This window comes from Evansella tamaricis (genome assembly GCF_019042215.1).
Classification (GTDB): Bacteria; Bacillota; Bacilli; order Bacillales; family Salisediminibacteriaceae; genus Evansella; species Evansella tamaricis.
Genome location: NZ_JAHQCS010000106.1, coordinates 1 through 19865, shown reverse-complemented (window position 1 = coordinate 19865; position 19865 = coordinate 1). Strand labels below are relative to the sequence as shown.

The 19865-nt window shown below is 37.3% G+C and carries 21 protein-coding genes; 11 read left to right on the top strand and 10 right to left on the bottom strand.

Annotation, left to right across the window (positions count from 1 at the left end; translation table 11 throughout):
- The first annotated feature begins 19 nt into the window (after nucleotides 1–19).
- The 4 genes from KS419_RS12990 (at nucleotide 20) to yhaM (ending at nucleotide 3774) form a co-directional block, all read left to right on the top strand.
- Nucleotides 20–598, top strand: a complete 579-nt coding sequence (locus KS419_RS12990; RefSeq protein ID WP_217066837.1) for a GbsR/MarR family transcriptional regulator — start codon at nucleotides 20–22, stop codon at nucleotides 596–598.
- A gap of 160 nt (nucleotides 599–758) precedes the next feature.
- Entirely contained in the window at nucleotides 759–1430 is a 672-nt protein-coding gene (locus KS419_RS12985; RefSeq protein ID WP_217066836.1) for a response regulator transcription factor, read from the top strand.
- Entirely contained in the window at nucleotides 1427–2776 is a 1350-nt protein-coding gene (locus KS419_RS12980) for a sensor histidine kinase (RefSeq protein ID WP_217066835.1), read from the top strand. The genes KS419_RS12985 and KS419_RS12980 overlap by 4 nt, the downstream gene beginning before the upstream one ends.
- A 38-nt stretch (nucleotides 2777–2814) precedes the next feature.
- Nucleotides 2815–3774 (top strand): 3'-5' exoribonuclease YhaM, encoded by a 960-nt coding sequence (gene yhaM / locus KS419_RS12975; protein WP_217066834.1) that lies wholly within the window; start codon nucleotides 2815–2817, stop codon nucleotides 3772–3774.
- Between the two features lie 468 nt (nucleotides 3775–4242).
- Here the strand turns inward: yhaM and KS419_RS12970 are convergent, their stop codons facing one another.
- On the bottom strand, nucleotides 4243–4527 hold the full coding sequence (locus KS419_RS12970) for a hypothetical protein (protein ID WP_217066833.1): 285 nt from the start codon (nucleotides 4525–4527) through the stop codon (nucleotides 4243–4245).
- 136 nt (nucleotides 4528–4663) lie between these two features.
- On the opposite strand from KS419_RS12970, the gene KS419_RS12965 reads away from it, so the two are divergent.
- Nucleotides 4664–4993 carry a sporulation YhaL family protein gene (locus tag KS419_RS12965; protein WP_217066832.1) on the top strand — a complete coding sequence of 110 codons (330 nt, stop codon included), beginning with the start codon at nucleotides 4664–4666 and terminating at the stop codon, nucleotides 4991–4993.
- A 51-nt stretch (nucleotides 4994–5044) separates the two neighbouring features.
- Here KS419_RS12965 and KS419_RS25515 read toward each other — a convergent pair whose 3' ends face one another.
- Nucleotides 5045–5923, bottom strand: coding sequence for a peptidylprolyl isomerase (locus KS419_RS25515; RefSeq protein ID WP_217066831.1), 879 nt, complete (start codon nucleotides 5921–5923; stop codon nucleotides 5045–5047).
- Between the two features lie 115 nt (nucleotides 5924–6038).
- Nucleotides 6039–6218, bottom strand: coding sequence for a hypothetical protein (locus tag KS419_RS24940; protein WP_246593993.1), 180 nt, complete (start codon nucleotides 6216–6218; stop codon nucleotides 6039–6041).
- 176 nt (nucleotides 6219–6394) lie between these two features.
- On the opposite strand from KS419_RS24940, the gene KS419_RS12955 reads away from it, so the two are divergent.
- Entirely contained in the window at nucleotides 6395–6973 is a 579-nt protein-coding gene (locus tag KS419_RS12955; protein WP_217066830.1) for a YpmS family protein, read from the top strand.
- Nucleotides 6974–7242: 269 nt separating this feature from the next.
- On the opposite strand, the gene KS419_RS12950 is transcribed toward KS419_RS12955, so the two are convergent.
- From KS419_RS12950 to KS419_RS12930, 5 genes are all read right to left on the bottom strand, one after another.
- Nucleotides 7243–7788: a DUF3267 domain-containing protein gene (locus tag KS419_RS12950; RefSeq protein WP_217066829.1), complete on the bottom strand. Its 546-nt coding sequence runs from the start codon at nucleotides 7786–7788 to the stop codon at nucleotides 7243–7245.
- A 274-nt stretch (nucleotides 7789–8062) separates the two neighbouring features.
- Entirely contained in the window at nucleotides 8063–8647 is a 585-nt protein-coding gene (locus KS419_RS12945; protein ID WP_217066828.1) for an HTH-type transcriptional regulator Hpr, read from the bottom strand.
- A 236-nt stretch (nucleotides 8648–8883) separates the two neighbouring features.
- The gene (locus KS419_RS12940; RefSeq protein ID WP_217066827.1) at nucleotides 8884–9237 is read right to left on the bottom strand and encodes a hypothetical protein; all 354 of its coding nucleotides are present in this window, start codon (nucleotides 9235–9237) and stop codon (nucleotides 8884–8886) included.
- A 49-nt stretch (nucleotides 9238–9286) separates the two neighbouring features.
- Nucleotides 9287–10390 (bottom strand): 3-phosphoserine/phosphohydroxythreonine transaminase, encoded by a 1104-nt coding sequence (gene serC / locus KS419_RS12935; RefSeq protein WP_217066826.1) that lies wholly within the window; start codon nucleotides 10388–10390, stop codon nucleotides 9287–9289.
- A 142-nt stretch (nucleotides 10391–10532) separates the two neighbouring features.
- Nucleotides 10533–10961, bottom strand: coding sequence for an HIT family protein (locus KS419_RS12930; RefSeq protein ID WP_217066825.1), 429 nt, complete (start codon nucleotides 10959–10961; stop codon nucleotides 10533–10535).
- Nucleotides 10962–11079: 118 nt separating this feature from the next.
- Between KS419_RS12930 and KS419_RS12925 the strand changes: the two genes are divergently transcribed.
- The 4 genes from KS419_RS12925 (at nucleotide 11080) to KS419_RS12910 (ending at nucleotide 15132) form a co-directional block, all read left to right on the top strand.
- Entirely contained in the window at nucleotides 11080–12267 is a 1188-nt protein-coding gene (locus KS419_RS12925) for an MFS transporter (RefSeq protein ID WP_217066824.1), read from the top strand.
- Between the two features lie 132 nt (nucleotides 12268–12399).
- Entirely contained in the window at nucleotides 12400–13140 is a 741-nt protein-coding gene (locus tag KS419_RS12920; protein ID WP_217066823.1) for an ABC transporter ATP-binding protein, read from the top strand.
- Entirely contained in the window at nucleotides 13137–14354 is a 1218-nt protein-coding gene (locus KS419_RS12915; RefSeq protein ID WP_343215063.1) for an ABC transporter permease, read from the top strand. Before KS419_RS12920 ends, KS419_RS12915 begins: the two co-directional genes overlap by 4 nt.
- 31 nt (nucleotides 14355–14385) lie before the next feature.
- On the top strand, nucleotides 14386–15132 hold the full coding sequence (locus tag KS419_RS12910; protein WP_343215062.1) for an EcsC family protein: 747 nt from the start codon (nucleotides 14386–14388) through the stop codon (nucleotides 15130–15132).
- A gap of 41 nt (nucleotides 15133–15173) precedes the next feature.
- Here the strand turns inward: KS419_RS12910 and KS419_RS12905 are convergent, their stop codons facing one another.
- Nucleotides 15174–16355, bottom strand: a complete 1182-nt coding sequence (locus KS419_RS12905; protein ID WP_217066820.1) for a M20 family metallopeptidase — start codon at nucleotides 16353–16355, stop codon at nucleotides 15174–15176.
- Between the two features lie 179 nt (nucleotides 16356–16534).
- Nucleotides 16535–17278 (bottom strand): cytochrome c biogenesis CcdA family protein, encoded by a 744-nt coding sequence (locus tag KS419_RS12900; protein WP_217066819.1) that lies wholly within the window; start codon nucleotides 17276–17278, stop codon nucleotides 16535–16537.
- Nucleotides 17279–17542: 264 nt separating this feature from the next.
- Between KS419_RS12900 and KS419_RS12895 the strand changes: the two genes are divergently transcribed.
- Complete coding sequence (locus KS419_RS12895; protein WP_217066818.1) at nucleotides 17543–19714, top strand: transglycosylase domain-containing protein; 2172 nt, start codon at nucleotides 17543–17545, stop codon at nucleotides 19712–19714.
- Nucleotides 19715–19865: the final 151 nt, after the last annotated feature.

The following is a 19865-nucleotide window of genomic DNA, read 5'->3' as shown; positions in this document are numbered from 1 at the left end:
GATGGAGGTTTTTAACTTAATGGGTGAAAATGAAGGAAGCAATCATTCAGAGTGGACAAAGTACGAGGATACAAAAGATCAATTCATTCAAAGTATCGCAAAGAATATGACGCTTTATGGAATTACACCATCGATTGGCCGGTTGTACGGTTCTCTCTTTTTCTCAGAGGAACCAATGACATTGGATGATATGAGGGACTCTTTAGGAATGAGTAAAACAAGTATGAGTACCGGTGTAAGAACGTTATCAGATATGAAAATGGTGGAACCGGTTTTTCGAAGGGGAATAAGAAAGGACTTATATCGCACTGAGCAAGATTGGTATAAATCATTTACAGCTTTATTTTCCCGTCAATGGAGAAAGGCAACAGAAACTAATATTGAAGAGGCCGATGAAGCGAGAATGGAACTGGAACGTTTATTGGAGACTACTGCAGACCCTGTCCTTCAAGAAAAAATAGAAAAGGATTTTGAACGACTGGAGTATGCACGTAATTATTATACGTGGCTACTCCGGTTTGTGGATGCAGTGGAAAGTGGAAAAATCTATGAAATCGTACCGAAAATGGAGATGTATCCTGAGAAAAATACGGAGTAGACTGTTCAGTAGTGAGCAGTCTTTTTCAGAAATGTGTGAATAATAAGAGTTGGTACCTTTAGGCATTTGTCTAGTTCCAGCACTTTTAATACTAATATATACTAAACAGGTGCTTCAAGTTGATCATATATTTATAACCAAGGATAAAGGGTGGTAAAACGTGAGTGAGTTTAATGTTTTTTTAGTTGAGGATGAACAAAACTTAGGAGAAATAATTAAGGCATATATGCAAAAAGAAGGTTGGAATGTCAGTCATTTTACGGATGGAAAAAAAGCGTACGAAAAGATTGAAGAACCGCCACATTTGTGGATATTAGATATTATGCTCCCTGGGATGGATGGCTACCAGCTGCTTAAGTCGATTAAGACTAAGGGAGATACACCGGTAATTTTTATTTCCGCAAGGGATAAAGATTTAGACAAGGTTCTTGGCCTTGAATTAGGCAGTGATGATTATCTTGCTAAACCTTTCTTACCGGAGGAATTAGTCATACGAGCTAAAAAATTATTAAAAAGAGTATATCCTGAGGCGGGACCGGAAGTGGAAAAGTTTACCTTAAACGGTTATACGATTGATCCTGTTGGACGAGCGGTCCATGATGGAGATGAATTATTAGAATTGACAACAAAAGAGCTGGATTTAATTATTTTACTCACAACTAATATTGGAAAAGCCTTATCTAGAGACAGCATTATTGAATATGTTTGGGGTACAGATTATTTTGGTTCAGAGCGGGCAGTGGACGATGTGGTACGTCGAGTTAGAAAAAAGCTACCGAGAATTCATGTGGAAACACTTTACGGATATGGTTATAGGGTTCTTTCTTCATGATTCGATTGAATTTAACACAACGAATTTGGTTTTCGTTTATCTCTATCCTCTTACTGATTGCCTTATTAATCGGAGTTATTTATCCAATTTCCTTGAAAAGTACGTTAACAGAAGAAACATATCGAATAATAGAACAGGAACAGGCACGATTTGCAAACCCAACTGGTGAACACAATATTCCCCGTTCTGAAATTGATTTTATTGAAAGACGTGAAGCGGAGCGTTCCGTTGGACATTTACTTCTTATGAACCAAAGGGGAACCTTAGAGGGTGATCCTGTGCCTAATGAGGTACTCTGGGAAATGGGAGAAAAAGCCCATCACCAATTAGCGAGACGTGGAAGGTATGAATTAACATACAATGAAGCAACCTTGTTTTACGTCATTTTTAAAGTTTACACAACAGGGGGAGAGGCCTACCATATCTCTTTTATGTGGGACACTTATCGGGACCAGATGGTTAACCGTCTTTGGGGAAGACTTTCCTATATCATGCTTTTAGCTGGTGTTTTAAGTTTAATCCCTGCCTTTTGGCTAAAACATTATTTAAAACAACCGTTAACAAGTTTAGGTGTACATTTTGAGCAAATTGCAAAAAGAAATTGGAAGGAACCGTTTTATTGGGAAGGGGATGAAGATTTTGAAAAATTATCCCACCAGTTTGAAAAGATGAGACAAAATTTGATGAAGTACGACCGTGCACAAAAAACATTTATCCAGCATGCGTCACATGAGTTAAAGACTCCTATTATGGTTATAAAGAGCTATGCCAAGTCTGTCAAAGATGGTATTACTCCTAAAGACAATATTGAGCAGACAATGGATGTCATCATTGAAGAATCCAATAGAATGGAAAAAAGGGTTAAAGATATGTTGTACTATACTAAATTAGATTCCCTGAAAGATTCACCTATGGAAAAAGAGGATTTTCCCTTTGGTTCTATTGCATATGGTATTGAAGAACGCTTTCGGCTTCACCGGGAGGATGTTAATATAAACGTTAAAGGTGATTCTATTACTCTAATGGGGGATAAAGAACTCCTTAGTGTTTTATTGGAGAACTTAGTGGAAAACGCATTGAGATATACCATTGATAGTATTGAGTTGAGTGCAGAAGAAAGTGAAAATGCTATAATTATTAGTGTTTTCAATAATGGGGAGAACATACCATCTAAAGATATTGATCATATTTTTACCCCCTTTCGAAAAGGAAATAAAGGCCAATTTGGTTTAGGACTAGCGATTGTAAAACGAATTTGTGAGTTACATGGTGGCTATCCAGAGGTTGTTAATCAAAAAAATGGAGTTCGTTTTCAGATGACTTTTCCTAAGAATAAAGATAGATAACACTAACATGGTTATATTATAAATTGGAGGGGACTGGGATGAAGAGAGGGATTAACCACCATCAAGTGGGAGACAATGTGGAAATGTACTTATTAATTAAACAAGCAAAGAAGGGGATTGCAAGCAACGGGAAGCCATTTTTGACGCTGCAACTGTCTGATAAGTCTGGGGAAATTGAAGCAAAATTGTGGGGAGTATCTCCGGAGGATGAAGTGGCGTTTGTCAGTTCGGTAATTGTTCATATTCAAGGTGAAATTCAGGAATTCCGCGGCATGCGTCAACTTAAAATTAAAGCTATTCGTCCAACTTCAGGGATGGATCAAGTGAAACCATCGGACTTTTTGCAGTCAGCACCTCTCGATCCGAACGATATGCTTGAAAAAATTACGCAATATATCTTTGAAATGAGAAATCCGAAAATCCAACGTTTAACACGTCATTTAGTAAAAAAACATCAGGAGGCTTTTTTGGAGACCCCCGCAGCAACAAAAAATCATCATGAATTTGTATCTGGATTAGCATATCATGTTGTATCAATGCTAGATTTAGCAAAAAGTATCGCGGGGCTATATCCATCACTGGATAAAGATCTCCTATATGCTGGTGTTATCCTTCACGACATGGGTAAAGTCAGGGAATTATCCGGTCCGATTGTCTCTCAATATACGATAGAAGGCAAATTACTCGGTCATATAACCATGATGGTAAGTGAGATTGGGGAAGCGGCAAAAGAATTGGAAATAGAAGGGGAAGAAGTTCTAGTTCTACAGCATCTTGTACTCAGTCATCACGGAAAAAGTGAATGGGGCAGTCCGAAAGCTCCACTAATTCGTGAAGCCGAAATACTTCATATGATTGATAATATAGATGCGAAAATGAACATGATGGATCGTGCTCTAGAACACGTTGCACCAGGAGATTTCACTGAAAGGATTTTCCCAATGGAAAATCGCACATTGTATAAACCTACTTTTCATGCGAAACCATTAGAATTTTAGTTTATTTTCAAGTCAATCTCACTCACGATTTAGTAAATAATAGATACTTTATGAAATAAAAAACATTAAGGGGGTTTTTCCTTAGTGTTTTTCTTCTGGCTTTGTTATCGTTCAATGTTGATTTTTGCGAAATTCACTCCCTTTCACCACAGGCATAAGTGCGACTTCCATGTCTACTCTCTTCAATTGTATTCATGGTGTCTTCTTAGCCGAGGGCGGTTCGGGAACCTCCTCTGCAGGTGTCTCTTCCTCTGATAGTAAGAGGGCACTGAAAAAGTGGTGCTTTTCCACTTTTACAGTCCCTCTAAGCAATGAGCGTAGCCATTGCCAAATAAAAGGAACTGAAAAAGTTGTTTTTATACTTTTTCAGCGTCCTCTGATTATATCCGCTTGTGCTTTTCTTAAGTATTATGTTTTAGAAATTGTGCTGTAGCAAAGGTCAATAGCAACGTTTAAGCATACCTATCTTTATTTAATTGAGACCTCTCTCATAGTTTCTTTAATAACTTCATCATGAAACACAGAGTAACATTCTGTTTTCTTCCATTCTGCCCAGGTAAAATGGGAGCAATCCTCCCTCACCCATTTCCAGTGAACGAGTAAAAACGCTTCTACTTTCTCAGTTACCATCGGAAAGTAGACAAAGGCAGGTGTGGAAGTCAGTAGTTGGTCATCTAGTTTTTTGATTACATATTCTACTAATTTCTTTTGAAATTCACCATACGGAATATCTGTTATTTTTCTTTTGTCCATGCTCTGCCCCCTTTTCCTTAATTATATATTTATTTCCCGTAGTAGAATTAGTTTAAACTTTCTATCATAATCTCCCTCATTTCATCGTAAAGATAGAATATAAAACAAATGATAGATTGAAAGGGAGATAGACCATATGAATCCAATATCAATAATTTTTTCCTTACTTGGAGTACTTTTTCTAGTGTTTGTGGTGCGTTTACTTTCTTTCTCGTCTTTTGGGACGAGTTCACCATGGTGGGTATACTTTCTTTATTTAGCAATTTTATTTTCTGGAATAATGTTTGTGTATTCGTGGATGGAAGATAGGCGAAAAGTGGAAAGGGAAATTGAAGAGGAAGGTAAATTATTATTACAAACCTATAAAAAAAATCGACAAATATCTAGGGATGAAAAAATAGGGAAAACAGATTCCCATACTCCAGATGAAATTTTAGAGAATAAGTGGAAAGGCTACTCTTTATAAAAAAGGCCCCACTGCTCATGGAGAATAGAGTTTGTGGGGCCTTTAGTAAACTTAATTTGTTTGAACCTCTTCCAACGACTTAAATTGCTCGTCATTTACGGTTATTTCAATATCACTCATTAGTTCCTTTTGTTTTTCAGACATTTTGTAGATTTTTCGGTTGTTAAATGCGTTCCGAAGGTTCTCTTTTACCTCATCAAAATCCTCTTCGAATTCGCGTTTATTTGTTACTTGAATAATATGATATCCATGTTGGGAGCGGACCGGTTCACTGATTTCCCCAACATCTAAACGGAAAGACATTTCTTCAAATGGAGGAACCATTGCATTTCGTTTGAAAAATCCAAGATCTCCACCTTGTTGTCCAGAACCTGGGTCTTCCGAATATTCAATAGCAAGTTCAGCAAAATCTTCGCCACTTTGGATTCTCTCGTATAATTCCAAGGCAAGCTCTTCTTCTTTAACAAGAATATGACGGGCTTCCACTTCTTCTCCAAGTGCATATTCATCAAGTAGTTCCTCATCTGTTACATCACCCACATGACCCACGTGGTGTTGTAAAACCAGATGGCTTAATATCCGTGTGTGAAGATCTTCAATACTTGGGACGCCTTGCATTTGTAACATTTGGAGGAAGGCCTCATCATCAGGAGTACCGAAAGTAGCCTTCAATGAATCCACTTCTTCTTGGATTTCCTCATCATCGATATTTAATGTCTCAGCTTCTTGAGCCAATATTTTTTGTTCAATTAAATTTGCAAGGACAACATCCCCATATGTATCTTTAAGGACCTGTATAAATTCAGCTTCTGTTATATTTCCAGCACTTGTTTCAACAATATATTCACCAGAGTTTTCCCCTTGTGAATTGTTACAAGCTACTAACAGTAGAATTAATATTGTACTTACAATTGTGATCGTTCTCTTCACGCTGTTCACCTCTACCTAGAATTTTTAAAACAAGACAACAAACTATACTATAGCATGTACAACAAAAAAAACAAAGGGTGATTATGAAATACCCTTTGTTTGACTATAATGACTATTATGTTAGGAAAATTCGAAAGTATGACGAAGTTAATAGAATGGTAATTAGTACATTAATGGTACGGAATACTTTTATTTGTCTTTCCTCTGGAATTTCCTTTTGAACACAGAGTGAATTAGTCATAGAATTAATGATAAATAAATAAAAAATAGCAAATAGAAAAAAAGGTAAGTACATAGTAACCTCCGATTTTACAAATTAAAAAAGCTAAAGTAAATCAACAGAATGTTATCGAGATAATGGAATCCAACACATTTCTAACGACCCTTACTTTACTTTAACAAATTATTATTAAATTGAATAGGATTGTGCCTAAAAAAGTTAAAATGAAATCTTTAAAAGGGGTTTTTTAAGTGATTACAAATGAAATAAATAAGTGGAAAGTGGCATTTATTTCCTTGTTGGGGTTGATAGGACTAAGCGCCATCTTGTTATTTAGTTGGGTTATCCTACTAAGTACTACCGATTATCACATTCCACAAAATATAGATAGCAATATGGACGGTGCCAGGTTCACAGTAACAACATCGAAGGATGATATAAATCTCTGGATTGAAAGGGAGTTAGAAAAAGATGGTATGGGTTCTGAATTTAGATTATATTTACAAGATCACGTGTATTTTCAGACAATAATCAATGCATTTGGACATCAAGTACCTTTGGAAATAGTATTACACCCTCATGTGACGGAGAATGGGAATCTAGAATTACTGGAAAGGTCATTTAGCATTGGCAATTTAGTACTCCCTTCAGAAACGGTGTTTCGTATCCTTGCTGCCACGGTAACTTTACCTGATTGGATATATATTATCCCACAGGAAGGGAAGCTGTATTTGAACCTGGTCGATGGAATCAGCGACGAAATAGCTATCACCATTCAACAACTAGATTTAGAGAAAGATCTTATTGAAATTGAATTAATTTTTAAATAAGAGGTTGTCCTAATAACTGTTGGGGACAACCTCTTTTTAAAGATAATTTATTAGTTTTGGAACGCTCGTGAGCCTAGGCGCTTGCGCTTTTCTTATAAGGTAAGAAAGTATAAGTTTTTGAACCTTCGGGCAAGTTGTCTAGCTCCAGCGCCTACTCGCTACGGGGCACTTCGGAAGTGACAACCGAAGTCAAAGAGCGGACTTCTAGTTGTCATTCCTCCACTGCCCTACGCTCGTGACCAAAGGCGCTTGCGCTTTTCTGATTTCAATTATTGAATCGTTTGATTGTAATAAAGTATATGGTAGCCATCACCATGTTCTTCAATAAATGATTCTTTTGGTGCCGACATTAAATGCTTTATTGTAACGATATCATATATGCATAATCCAAAGTTTAGTGCTGACATCATTGCAATATAATGGACCCATTGGGGGTATATAATAGATGCAATGATGGACGCCGACGTTATAACAATAACCGGAGAGCTTGTAGATATAATAATTAGCTGTTTTGTTAAAGGCAGTTTTGTAGAAAAATAAAAATAAGGCCATTGTTTTTTTCGGAAACCAAAGGAAGCTTTTTTACCCGATATCCAGATCGGTAAGCAATGCAAAAACAGATGGAGAGGTATAACAATAATCAGTGTAATTAAAAGAAAAAGTATTCCAAGATCTTCTAAAGTTGCTGTGGAAACAAACGTTCTAAAGATAACGAAAAAGAACATAAAGTATGCAATCATCATTGTAGCAGATAAAAACCAAAGTCTTTCTTTCCCAAAGTCATTTTCAATTGAAATTGTTTTCCAACAATTCATTCCTTCTCACCTCATAAACGAAATCACTCTTAGTAATTTACGCTTCAGTGAATAAAAAATCAAGGATTTTTTTTCTTGTTCACATTATTGTGAACAAGTCTGTCCAAAAAAAATAAAAAACCGGATAAGATTCCGGTTTAAATATCATTATAAAATAGTATTGTACATAAAGTAAAAGTGTTATAAGAAAAGTATTTTAACATTTTATGTGTAGTAATTTTCATTTTGCTGCCTGTTTAATTAAAAAATTTAAGTTGTATTTAATACATCATACTTATGGTGTTTGAGCTTCCTTTTCTCCCCTGAAATTGGAAGTCAGTTTCCCGTTTTCCTCCATGAAATCGGAGTCAATTTTTGAAATGGAATTTTCAAAAATACTCATAAAATCAGGACCATAAATATGCTTAACAATACTCATAATTTCAGAAAAATCAGGGAATTTACCGTAAAGTTCTTTTATTGGAAGAGAACCACTATAGACACCATAAGTTGTGGGGTTAAAGCTTTCCAAAGTTTTAACGAAAAGTTCTTCTCCTTCTTTCGTTAAAAAAACATACGTATTCCTTTTATCCGTCTGGCGTTTTGAAAATGTTAGTAATCCCCGCTCTTCCAATTTCTTAGAAAAGTTAAACGCGGTAGAAACGTGCATAACACCAAACTTCGCAATGTCTGAAATGGAAGCCCCTTCTAACTGATATGCAATCCATAAAATATGATGCTCATTAATGTTTAGGTCGTAAGGTTTAATCCAAGTCTGCCAATCTTTCTCAATGGACTTCCACAATGCTTTACTCAATTGTGCAACCTTATGGTTAAACATAATGGATTGTTTTATGGATTGTACTGATTGATGCTCCATAACGGTCCCTCCATCCAAGATAATTAATAATATTGAGTTAATTTTCAAATAATTCATTATTTTACTAGGAAAATGATAATAACATCATACCATAATGTAATATTTTTTCTCAACATCATTTCTGTATTTTCTGAAAATTATTTATAGAAAAATAATTTTTATATTATTTTTATGGGTATTTTCCTTCATTACACAAAATTAATCTGGGAAAATACCCGTATAATTAAGATGTTTGTTTACTCTTGCAATTGTTTTTGAATTTTTTGTAGTAACTGTTGTAGTTCCAGTAAAATTTCTTTAAATTCAGACAGGTAGGGTTTCATATCCTCTTGAAACTGATGTACTCGTTCTCGTATTTGAGGTAGTTTCTCATGCCACAATTTAATAGCTGTCTCTTTCATTTCCATGCTTATGCTTAAAAACTCTTGAAGGTCGTTTCTTAGTGATTGCCAATTTGTAATAATCATATCTTTTGTTTTAGTTATACAATTCGTTATCTTCTCTTGAGCGTCTGGAGTTAGGTAATATGCTGTACTGCCAGCAATTGCTCCCCCAAGAATTACTCCCCATACATACGGTTTTGGATTCATCTATCTCACCCTTTCGAAAAGATTATGAAAATGTTATTATTTTTCAGCCTTATACGTGAGTTTTCTGAAAATTTTTCATAAACTCAACTAGTGATTCCACATGGGATAAGGGGACTGCATTATAAATGGAAGCACGGCAACCTCCAATGGAACGGTGACCATTTAGTCCTACAAACCCTTTAGCCTTAGCTTCGTGTAGAAATTGTTTTTCTAACTGTTCATTACGAAGATTAAAAGTTACATTCATAGAAGAACGGGAACTTTCCGTTGCATGCCCCACATAAAAACCATCACTTTCATCAATTGTCTGATAGAGAAGAGATCCTTTTGTCTTAGAATGTAAGCGCATCGCCTCGACACCACCTTGTTCTTCAATCCATTTCATAACTAGACCTAATATAAAGATTGATCCTGTTGGTGGAGTGTGATATAAAGAATCAGATTTTGCATGTGTATTATAAGAAAGGATAGTAGGTATATGTGAATTAGCTGTTTCCATCAATGACTTACGGATGATGACAATGGTTATTCCAGAAGGGCCAGCGTTCTTTTGAGCCCCGGCATAAACTAAGTCCATTTGATTCCAGTCGATAGATCTGCTGAGGATGTCACTGGAGGCGTCCATACATACTGGAATATTTGGATCTTTTATGGGATAACTAGGCCATTGTGTTCCGAAAATGGTATTGTTAGAAGTTAGATGGATATATGCAGTATTTTCCTTGCAAGAATCAAAGTTGACTTCTGGAATTCTGCGATACATTTCATCCTTTGTAGATGCCAAGATATACGTTTCACCAATCCTGCTGGCTTCTTTCCATGCTTTCTCCGACCATGATCCTGATAGCACAAAAGCGGCTTGTTTTCCAGGGGTCAAAAAGTTCATGGGTATCATTGCAAATTGCAGGCTTGCTCCCCCTTGGAGGAATAAAATCTCAAAATCATCAGGAACAGACAATAATGATCTTAGCTTATTTAAGGAGTTAAAATGAATCTCCTCATATAAAGGGCTTCGGTGGCTCATTTCCATTACTGAGAGACCTGAGTTTTTATAATTGAACATGGATTCTTGTGCTTCCAAAAGAACACTTTTAGGGAGTGCACTTGGACCGGCATTGAAGTTGTAAATATTTGTCAAAATTTTCCCCTCCATTCATTTATTTTTATAATTCTCTATTAATAAAACAATTCCTCTAATGGAGAAAAAGTTTTTTTCTTTAAAGGGTTAAAGTGAAAAAGGTCCAATAAAAATAAAAACTGCCACCCATTCGGATGGCATGGAAAGACGAAATGTTTTAGTAGAGTTTCGCAGCAATTTCTTTGGCCATTTCCTCAAGATCTGCTCCAGAATATTTGCTGCTGTGATCATGCCATACAGCACCAAATCCATCACCCTTACCGTATCTAGGGAGGAGGTGTAGATGGTAATGGAAAACAGATTGGCCAGCCTCTTCTCCGTTATTGTTTAAAATGTTCATCCCAACTGGTCCATAGGTAGCCTTTAAGGCTCTGGCTATTTTTGGAACTGCCTGAAATAAATTGCTTGATGTATCATGGGAGAGCTCGTACACATTTTCCTCATGTTTCTTTGGAATCACAAGGGTATGCCCCTTAGTGACCTGACTTAAATCAAGGAAAGCAAGGACTTTATCATCCTCATAAACTTTTGCTGATGGGATGTCACCATGCACTATTTTGCAAAATATACAATCGCTTCCTGTCATAATGGATCACCTCACAAGTAATTTTTCTTTATGTTACCATAATTCCCCTGGAAAAGAAAAAAGCGTATATTCTAAGTGGAAGGATGTCCTCATAGAGTGAAGGGAGGAGGTGTGGTACATGGGTACAGGGAAGTCAAAACTAATTTTGTATTTTATTCTATTCCTTATTTTTGTCAGCATTCACATGCAGTTTCCTGTTTTCACGCCGTTAGCAGTCTCATTAGGGGCAGGAAGCATGCTAGTTGCTTTGATGCTAAGTGTCACTTCCTTTGTGAATCTTGGAGGGAACCTTATTGCTGGATCTGTCATCGACCGATTGGGAGTGAGGGGTTTTATTGTTTTTCCGCTTTTTCTTTTGTCCATCTCCTTGTTTGCACATTCTTTTGTCACAATAACCATTCATTTATTTATTTTACGTGTGCTTAATGGATTCATACTAGCTTTTCTTACACCGGCGTGTATGACGATGTTGGCCTCTTTTGCTCAAAATAGATTAGAACAAAGTAAAAATATGGCCATGAATACTTTAATGGTAACGGCGGCAATGACTGTGGCACCAGTTCTAGGGGGATGGTTAGGGGAACGTTACGGTGCTGACGGTGCCTATTATATGATAAGTTTCACCACATTTATTGCCTTTCTATTAGCCTTTTATTATTTGCCTAGTGGAAAGAAAACGAATGGTTTCGGAAGAAAGAAAAGTCCATTGATTTCACTATTTACTTATCCGCCGTTGGCTCCAGTTTTTTTAACCGCATTTGTGATGATGTATACACAAGGAACTATTATGTATGAACTTCCCTTTTTATCAGTAGAAAGTAATGTTTCGAAGGGGGCAGTGGGAAAGATGGCTGGATTTATAGGATTAGGGACATTTTTTGTCCTTACGTTTGTTTTCTTACATCGAATTTCTCCTAAAGTCAGAACGATAATTGGTCTATTGTTGATGTCCATTTCAGTTTGCTTAATGATGTTTTCTGGAATCGTGCCGCCCCTTAAGACATTTTTTCTATTTGGGATAGCATCGGGAATGGTTTTTCCTGCAATGATGACACTGGTTACGGAAAGTATTGATGAACAAAATCGGGGAAAAGCCTTTGCTTTTTTATCAGCAATTTTTTCGGTGGGTACTATTATCTCTCCCTTTGTTTCTGGATTGGTAAGGGATTATATGTCCCCGTATTATATCGCTTGGATTGTGTTAATGATCGTTACAACGATTATTGGATTACAGTTTATGACATCCAAGAATGCACCAGGAAGGCCCCCTCATACAACACCAACAACTAAAGTAGCGGGGTTCTAGCTTCCTTGGATGTATCGTATTTGGTCCCATTACTTTTCAAGTGCATTAGAATTCGATATAGTAAAAGATGGAATGAATGAAAAATGATCGGATGAAATTAATTATTTTCTAAAAGGATAAAGGAGAATGGGAATGGGTCAATTATTAACAGTGAATAAATTAACTGGAGGATACCAACGCAGTCGTCCTGTACTGCATGATATTTCCTTTTCAGTCAATAGTCATGAAATTGTTGGATTAATCGGTTTAAATGGTGCTGGAAAAAGTACGACAATTAAACATATTTTGGGATTAATGGAACCACACGGGGGAGAAGTGCGGTTGTCAGGAAAGACGTGGGCTGAAGGGAAGGATGATTATCGCCGTGGATTAGCATATATCCCTGAAATGCCTCTTTTATATGAGGAGATGACTCTATGGGAGCATTTAGAATTAACCGCTATGGCATACGGACTAGAGGAGACTGTATTCAAGGGGAGGGCTGACGAACTACTAAAGGAATTTCGAATGGGAAAAATGGTTAAATGGTTCCCCAGCCACTTTTCAAAAGGGATGAGACAAAAAGTTATGATCATGTGTGCTTTGTTAATCCATCCTTCTCTTTATGTAGCAGATGAGCCCTTTGTTGGTTTAGATCCAATTGGTATTAAGTCTTTTCTAGATCGAATGGTGGAGATGAAACGGAATGGGTGTGGCATTTTAATGTCAACTCATATTCTGGCAACCGCAGAAAAGTATTGTGACCGATTCGTGTTATTACATAATGGACAAGTTCTCTTACAAGGTACGTTAAAAGAACTTCAAGCACAGGCAAATATGCATGGGGCTGATTTAGATGAAATTTATGTTGAAATGACGAAGGAAGATCAATGATGATTGACGAGAAGAAACTTTGGTCGAGGCGAAAAAGAGGATATTGGGAAATGGCTATAAAATATTTAAAGCTGATTGGAAACAGCGGTTTTTTGTTTACGATATATTTATTATTTGTTTTTGGGAGTTATTATTATGGTCAGTTTTTAGAGTGGCTCCCACAGACATTTCCTACGACATTGTTTTTTACAGTTATTTTTACTTGGCTAATAACCCGTGGCAGGGTAAGGACTTTTGCGAAGCCAGGGGACTTGTTCTTTTTAACGCCCTGTGAAGGGAAATTGAAAAACTATTTTCGATCTGCATTAAGATATAGCTGGATGATGGAAACGATGTGGATTGCCTTAGTAATGCTCGTCCTTTCTCCATTATTTTTTGATCGGATTCATCCATCAGGTTCATTAGTATTTTCCATTATTTTTCTCCTTAGTGGTTTGAAGTTATGGAACTTGGCTGCAGGGTTTGAGGAACAACGTCTACAGGAAAAAAACCGTTACATTCTTCATACCTTTATTCGGTTAGGATTAACTGGTGTTTCTGTTTTTGCGTTATTTTCATTACAGTCTGTTTGGTTCATTCTTGGTTTGGCGTTGGCACTAATTCTGTTTTATGCAGGTTACTTCTATCGGTTATCGAAATTGCATAGTCTTAAATGGGAACGTTTAGTTGAGATTGAAGACAGTACGGTAATGACATTTTACCGTGTAGCCAATTCATTTACAGATGTACCTGCCTTAAAGTCCAAAGTCCGACCGCGGCACTTGCTCTCACCACTATATCGATTTGTTTCCTATAAAAAAGAACATGTATACAGGTATTTATTTAGCCGTGCCTTTGTGCGATCTAGTGATTATTTTGGAATATACATGAGGTTAACTCTATTAGCTATCCTTTTTCTAAGTGTTGTTCAAATTGATTGGGGCAGATGGCTTTTAGTTGTGCTTTTTTCTTATATGACTGCTTTACAAATCGAAACATTAAAGCACCATTATGCAACGAGCAAAATGGTGGATTTGTATCCTGTATCTGAAGGATATAAGTTGAAAAGTCATCAGTTTTGGATTTTAGTTTTAGGTAGTATTCAGTCTTTGGTGTTCAGTGTTGGTTTGCTTATAATGTATAGTCCAATGGACGGACTTTTCGGACTCGGCCTCACATTGATCGTATACGTGTATCACAGTTTCATACGTTTACCAAAAAGATATATGGTTTAGAAAGATGTCGTTTATTATCGGAGGTGGAAGGGTGACTTCCTATGAAGAAAAGGTGGAGCGGGAACTTCAAAGGTGGGAAAGGAAATCCTTACAGCCAAGTTCATTAACTGGTAAATTTGCCAAAGGGTGGCAAAATAAAATAAATGATAAAATACCGGAACGATTCCATCAAACAGTGGCCGAAAGTGTAAAATACATGATGAGGGCTACCATATTAGGCAGTGATTACTTGTCAAATCAAAAATTGATTCTTGAGGAACCATTACAAATGAGGGAAGAGTTATTAGAGAAACGAATACAGATGTATAAAAGAACTGCGGCTTTGGAAGGTGCAGGCACTGGAGCAGGTGGGATTCTACTTGGTTTGGCAGACTTTCCTCTGCTTTTGAGTATAAAAATGAAATTTTTGTTTGACGCTGCCAAAATATACGGTTTCGATGTAGAGGATTATCGTGAACGATTGTTTCTGCTATCTATTTTTCAATTGGCATTTTCCAAGGAAGATAAAAAAAGGGATGCTTTGTACAAAATTACTTCTTGGAATAAGGAGATGGAGAATCTTCCGAATGATCGATCTTCTTATATGGATTCCATAAACTGGAAAACGTTTCAATTGGAATATCGAGATTTTATTGATCTACCTAAAACACTTCAGATGATTCCAGGCTTTGGAGCACTAGTGGGCGCTGTTGCAAACTATAACTATCTCGACATTCTAAGCTATCATACAAAAAACAGTTTTCGCCACCGGTTAAATCAAATAAACGAAAAACCCTAGAGATAAATAAAATTCTCTAGGGTTTTCCATGTGGATTGCTGTTATTTATATCGGTCGAATGCAGTAATGGTTAACCTGCCCAATATTTTGGCAGCGTGGAGCATTGCACGTTCATCAATATCAAATTTAGGATGATGGTGGGGGTATACTTCCGTCCACTCCGGATTTCTTGCTCCAGTAAAGAAAAAAGCTCCCTTTACATGCTGTAGATAATAACTAAAATCTTCTCCACCCATCTGAGGATTTGAATGTTCTACCTCCGTAATATCAGGAGTTGCTGAGGCCATTTCACTTACAAAAACTGCCTCTTCTTTATGGTTGATTAAGGCTGGATACCCTTTAGAATATTTAAATGTAGCTTTTGCCCCAAAACTGGAAGCTACACCATTGATAATTTGATCCATCTCATGAATAACATGTTCTTGAACTTTTGTATCAAAGGTCCTTACTGTTCCTATTATTCTCGCAGAATCAGCGATAACGTTGAAAGCATTTTGAGCAACAAAAGAACCGATACTTAATACAACAGAATCTAATGGGTCTACCCTTCTGCTGACGACTTGCTGCAGTGACTGAACGAGCTGTGCACCTAAAAGGATGGAATCTTTTGTATGGTGAGGCTGGGCTCCGTGTCCCCCTTTTCCTTTCACCAGTATTTCAAAATGATCTGCTGCTGCCATTAGAGCCCCAGTAGTATATTGTACTTTCCCAAGGGGTTCTGTAGCCCAAAGATGTGTTCCAAAAATGACATCCACCCCTTCTAAACAGCCATCTTCAATCATGGGCTTCGCACCGCCCGGTTCCAATTCTTCGGCATGCTGATGAATAAATACGACAGTACCTTCTAAATCCTTTTGCATCGAATGGAGTATTTTCGCTAACACTAATAATGTGGCAGTATGCCCATCGTGCCCGCATGCATGGGTTACACCAGGTACTTGTGATTTATATGGAACATCCTTTTCATCTTGCATGGGAAGTGCGTCAAAGTCAGCGCGAAGAGCAACAGTTGGCCCAGGTTTTCCTCCCTTTAAGGTGGCAACAACCCCCCTTTCACCAACACCTTCTCTCACGTGATGACCTAAAGTGCGATGATAGTCTGCTATATATTTAGGGGTCTCCACTTCATGATGTGAGAGTTCTGGATGTTGGTGCAAATATCTTCGAATTTCGACCATTTCATCATAAGATTGATTTAGTAGTTTATCTAATTGTTCGAACATTGGTTTCTCAACTCCTTTTTACTACAATATTAATTCATTCGATATCTATGCTTTTTTCCCCTTTAAAATTTAGGGTATTTTTTGAAAATACGAAGGGCGGGCACATTTAGTACCCGCCAGTTTTATGAAACAATCCACCTGCACTATATACTTAAACAGAGCCTTTAACAAAGCCAGTTTTAAATATTGAACGGGATATATTGTGACAGGTAGGCAGCCATTCTTGCAAAAAGTCCTGTAAATAAGAGAACCCCCAGTAATATCATGATACCGCCACTTACTTTTTGTACTATAGGTAAGAACCGGTTGAGATTTCGAACTTTATCCAGTGACTTAGAATATAAAAGGGCAACAAGAATGAACGGCACAGCTAACCCCATGGAATACATAAAGAGAAGGAATAGGGCATCATATGTCGTACCTTGAGCAGCAAGAGTTAAGATGGAGCCTAAAACAAGTCCAATACACGGGGACCAACCTGCTGCAAATACTAATCCAAATAAGACAGAACGTCCAAAACTAGCTGATTTTGATGGTGTAGATAGCCGTTTTTCACTTAATAAAAAGGTTAAGTTAAAGACCCCCATTAACTGAAGACCGAAAAGAACAATAATAATTCCACCCAATCGTTCTAAGAGCTCTCTATTTTGAATAAACAGACTTCCAAAGAAGGAAGAAGAAGCTCCCAATACGAGAAAGATGGAGGTAAATCCTAATATAAACCCAATACTTCTGGAAAAAATCAGCTTGCGGTCTGCTTGAACTTGGTTGTCCGATATACCACTTCCAGTAAGTTGTGCCACATAAGCTGGAACAAGGGGAAAAACACAAGGGGAGAAAAAAGATACTGCCCCGGCAAATAATGCTATCCATAAAGCCACAAACGTAAATTCATTAATATAGAAAATACTCAATACTTCCATGAGTTTTGTTCCCTCCAGTAGTAACATAAAAAATAATCGTATCGTCATCCTATTCTATGCCAATTCATTGTTAGTATATTATAACTGAATAACGGAGTACAAAATATTTGATTTTACCACAAGTAATAAACATTTTTTTAATTAATTTAAGCTATGAAACATTTTTCGAGCAGTTTCGTAAACAATAGATAGGGAAGGGGAAAAAATGATAATACTCGTCAAACTTATACACATGAAGTATGATAGTATATTGGAGGTGATGAGATGACAAAGAAAAGGGTTATATCTATTACTTTCTTTTTTGTCGCAATTTTTATTGTTGGCTTTTCACTTTATTTAGGAATCATTTTATTTGGGAATTATGCCATTGATGATAAAGAGTTAGTTATGAATGCAGCAACAACGGTTGAAAGTCCAGAAGGTGAACTTATTACTAAATTATATTTAGAAAATAGAGAGATTGTTTCTATAGATGATATACCTGAACATGTTTTACAAGCCTTTATATCTGTTGAAGATCATAGGTTTTACAACCATCAAGGTTTTGACATAAGGGCAATAGGCAGAGCTTTATACAGGGATATTGTTTCAAGATCCAAAGTAGAGGGTGCCAGCACGATTACTCAGCAGTTAGCAAAGAATACATTCTTGTCCCACGATAAAACATGGCTAAGGAAAACAAAAGAAGTATTAATTGCCGTAAACTTGGAGTGGAGATACTCTAAGGAAGAGATTTTGGAAATGTATTTAAATCGAATATATTTTGGGCATGGAGCCCATGGCATAGAGACCGCAAGTCAACTTTATTATAATAAACATGTCAGTGAACTAACGATTGAAGAAGGGGCATTACTAGCATCATTACCAAAAGGACCAAATTATTATTCTCCCATTAAGCATCCGGAAAGGAGTAAGGCAAGAAGGGACTTAGTACTTACTCTCATGCATCAAAGGGGTTATTTAAGTGCAGAGGAAGCAGTTCGTCTCCAGGGAAGAGTAGTTGCAGTAACAGGCAATAGATTAACAGAAAACCCAGCATATCTTTCATATGTGGATCTTGTTTTAGAGGAAGCTGAAAATCTGTACTTGTTATCACAGGAGGAAATTCTAAAGGGTGGTTATCGGATTGTAGTGGAAATGGACCCGAAAATGCAGCAAGTTTCTTATGATGCATTTCAGGATCCTAATCACTTTCCACCGTCAACCGGTGAGAGGATTGTAGAAGGAAGTATAGTATTGATTGATAATGATTCAGGAGGAGTGGTTGCAGCACAGGGCGGACGGGATTATGTTCGTAGGGGATTTAATCGAGTAACTGCAAAGCGCCAACCAGGTTCTTTGCTAAAACCGATGGCTGTCTATGCACCGGCAATGGAAACAGGGTATTATGAACCGTATTCCATTTTAAGGGATGAACTAATTTCCTATGGAGAATATATGCCGCGAAATTATAACCATGAATATACTGGTGAAATGACCATGTATGATGCCATAAAAGATTCAGCCAATGCACCGGCAGTGTGGCTAATGAATGAGATCGGTATCCAGGCAGCAAAGGACAGTTTAATCGAGCAAAATATTAAGATAGAGGAAGAAGGATTAGCAACTGCTTTAGGAGGTTTATATGAAGGTGTCAGCCCTCTTCAAATGGCTGCAGCTTATGGAACATATGCCAACAGCGGCACATACAAAACCCCTTATTTTATAAGGGAAATTGTTGATCGGAATGGAGAGCAGATAGCTCAACGGGTTGTGGAAGAAGAGCAAGTAATATCAGAGCAGACAGCTTGGTATATGACTAGAATGTTAGAAGCAGTGGTGAGAGAGGGAACGGGGAGAGCAGGTCAATTTCAGGGAGCATTAGCAGGTAAAACAGGTACTACTTCTTTTGAGGGAGTACAAGGGGCATCGCGAGATATCTGGTTTGCTGGTTTCACACCGAAAATCTCCGGAGCCATCTGGATGGGATATGACAAGACGGATACGGACCATTATTTAACGGCAGGTAGTGGTGTGCCTACAGAACTTTTCAAAAAAATTGTAACTGAAGGAACCGATTGGGAAGACAAAAATGTAATGGCATTTGAGAAACCATCTTATGTACACGAATTAGCCGAACCAATTCGCCTCGTGGGAATAGAAGACTTGACTGCTGATATGTCCCTTTCCTGGCGGGGAGGGACTGTAAAACTAAAATGGTCCGGAAGTGATGATGAGCGGGTACACTACATTATTTATGAACAAACGGACAGTGGGAATGAGAAAATTGGAGAAGTAATAGGAGAACATGAATTTTCCATCACTGGAGTAAATATATTTTCCTCCAATTCCTACCTTGTCGTTCCGTTTAATCCACAGATTGAACGGGAAGGTAAGCCTTCTAATGTTGCAAAAGCAGAGTTTCAGTTATTCTCTCAGGATGATCGGGCATCCTAAATGAATAGGACATCAGATGAAGTCCGCACCTCGCGGACTTTTCCTTTGAAAGGTAAGAAAGTATAAGTTTTTGCACCTTCGGGCAAGTTGTCTAGCTCCAGCGCCTACTCGCATGGGAACTGAAAAAGTGGTGCTTTTCCACTTTTACAGT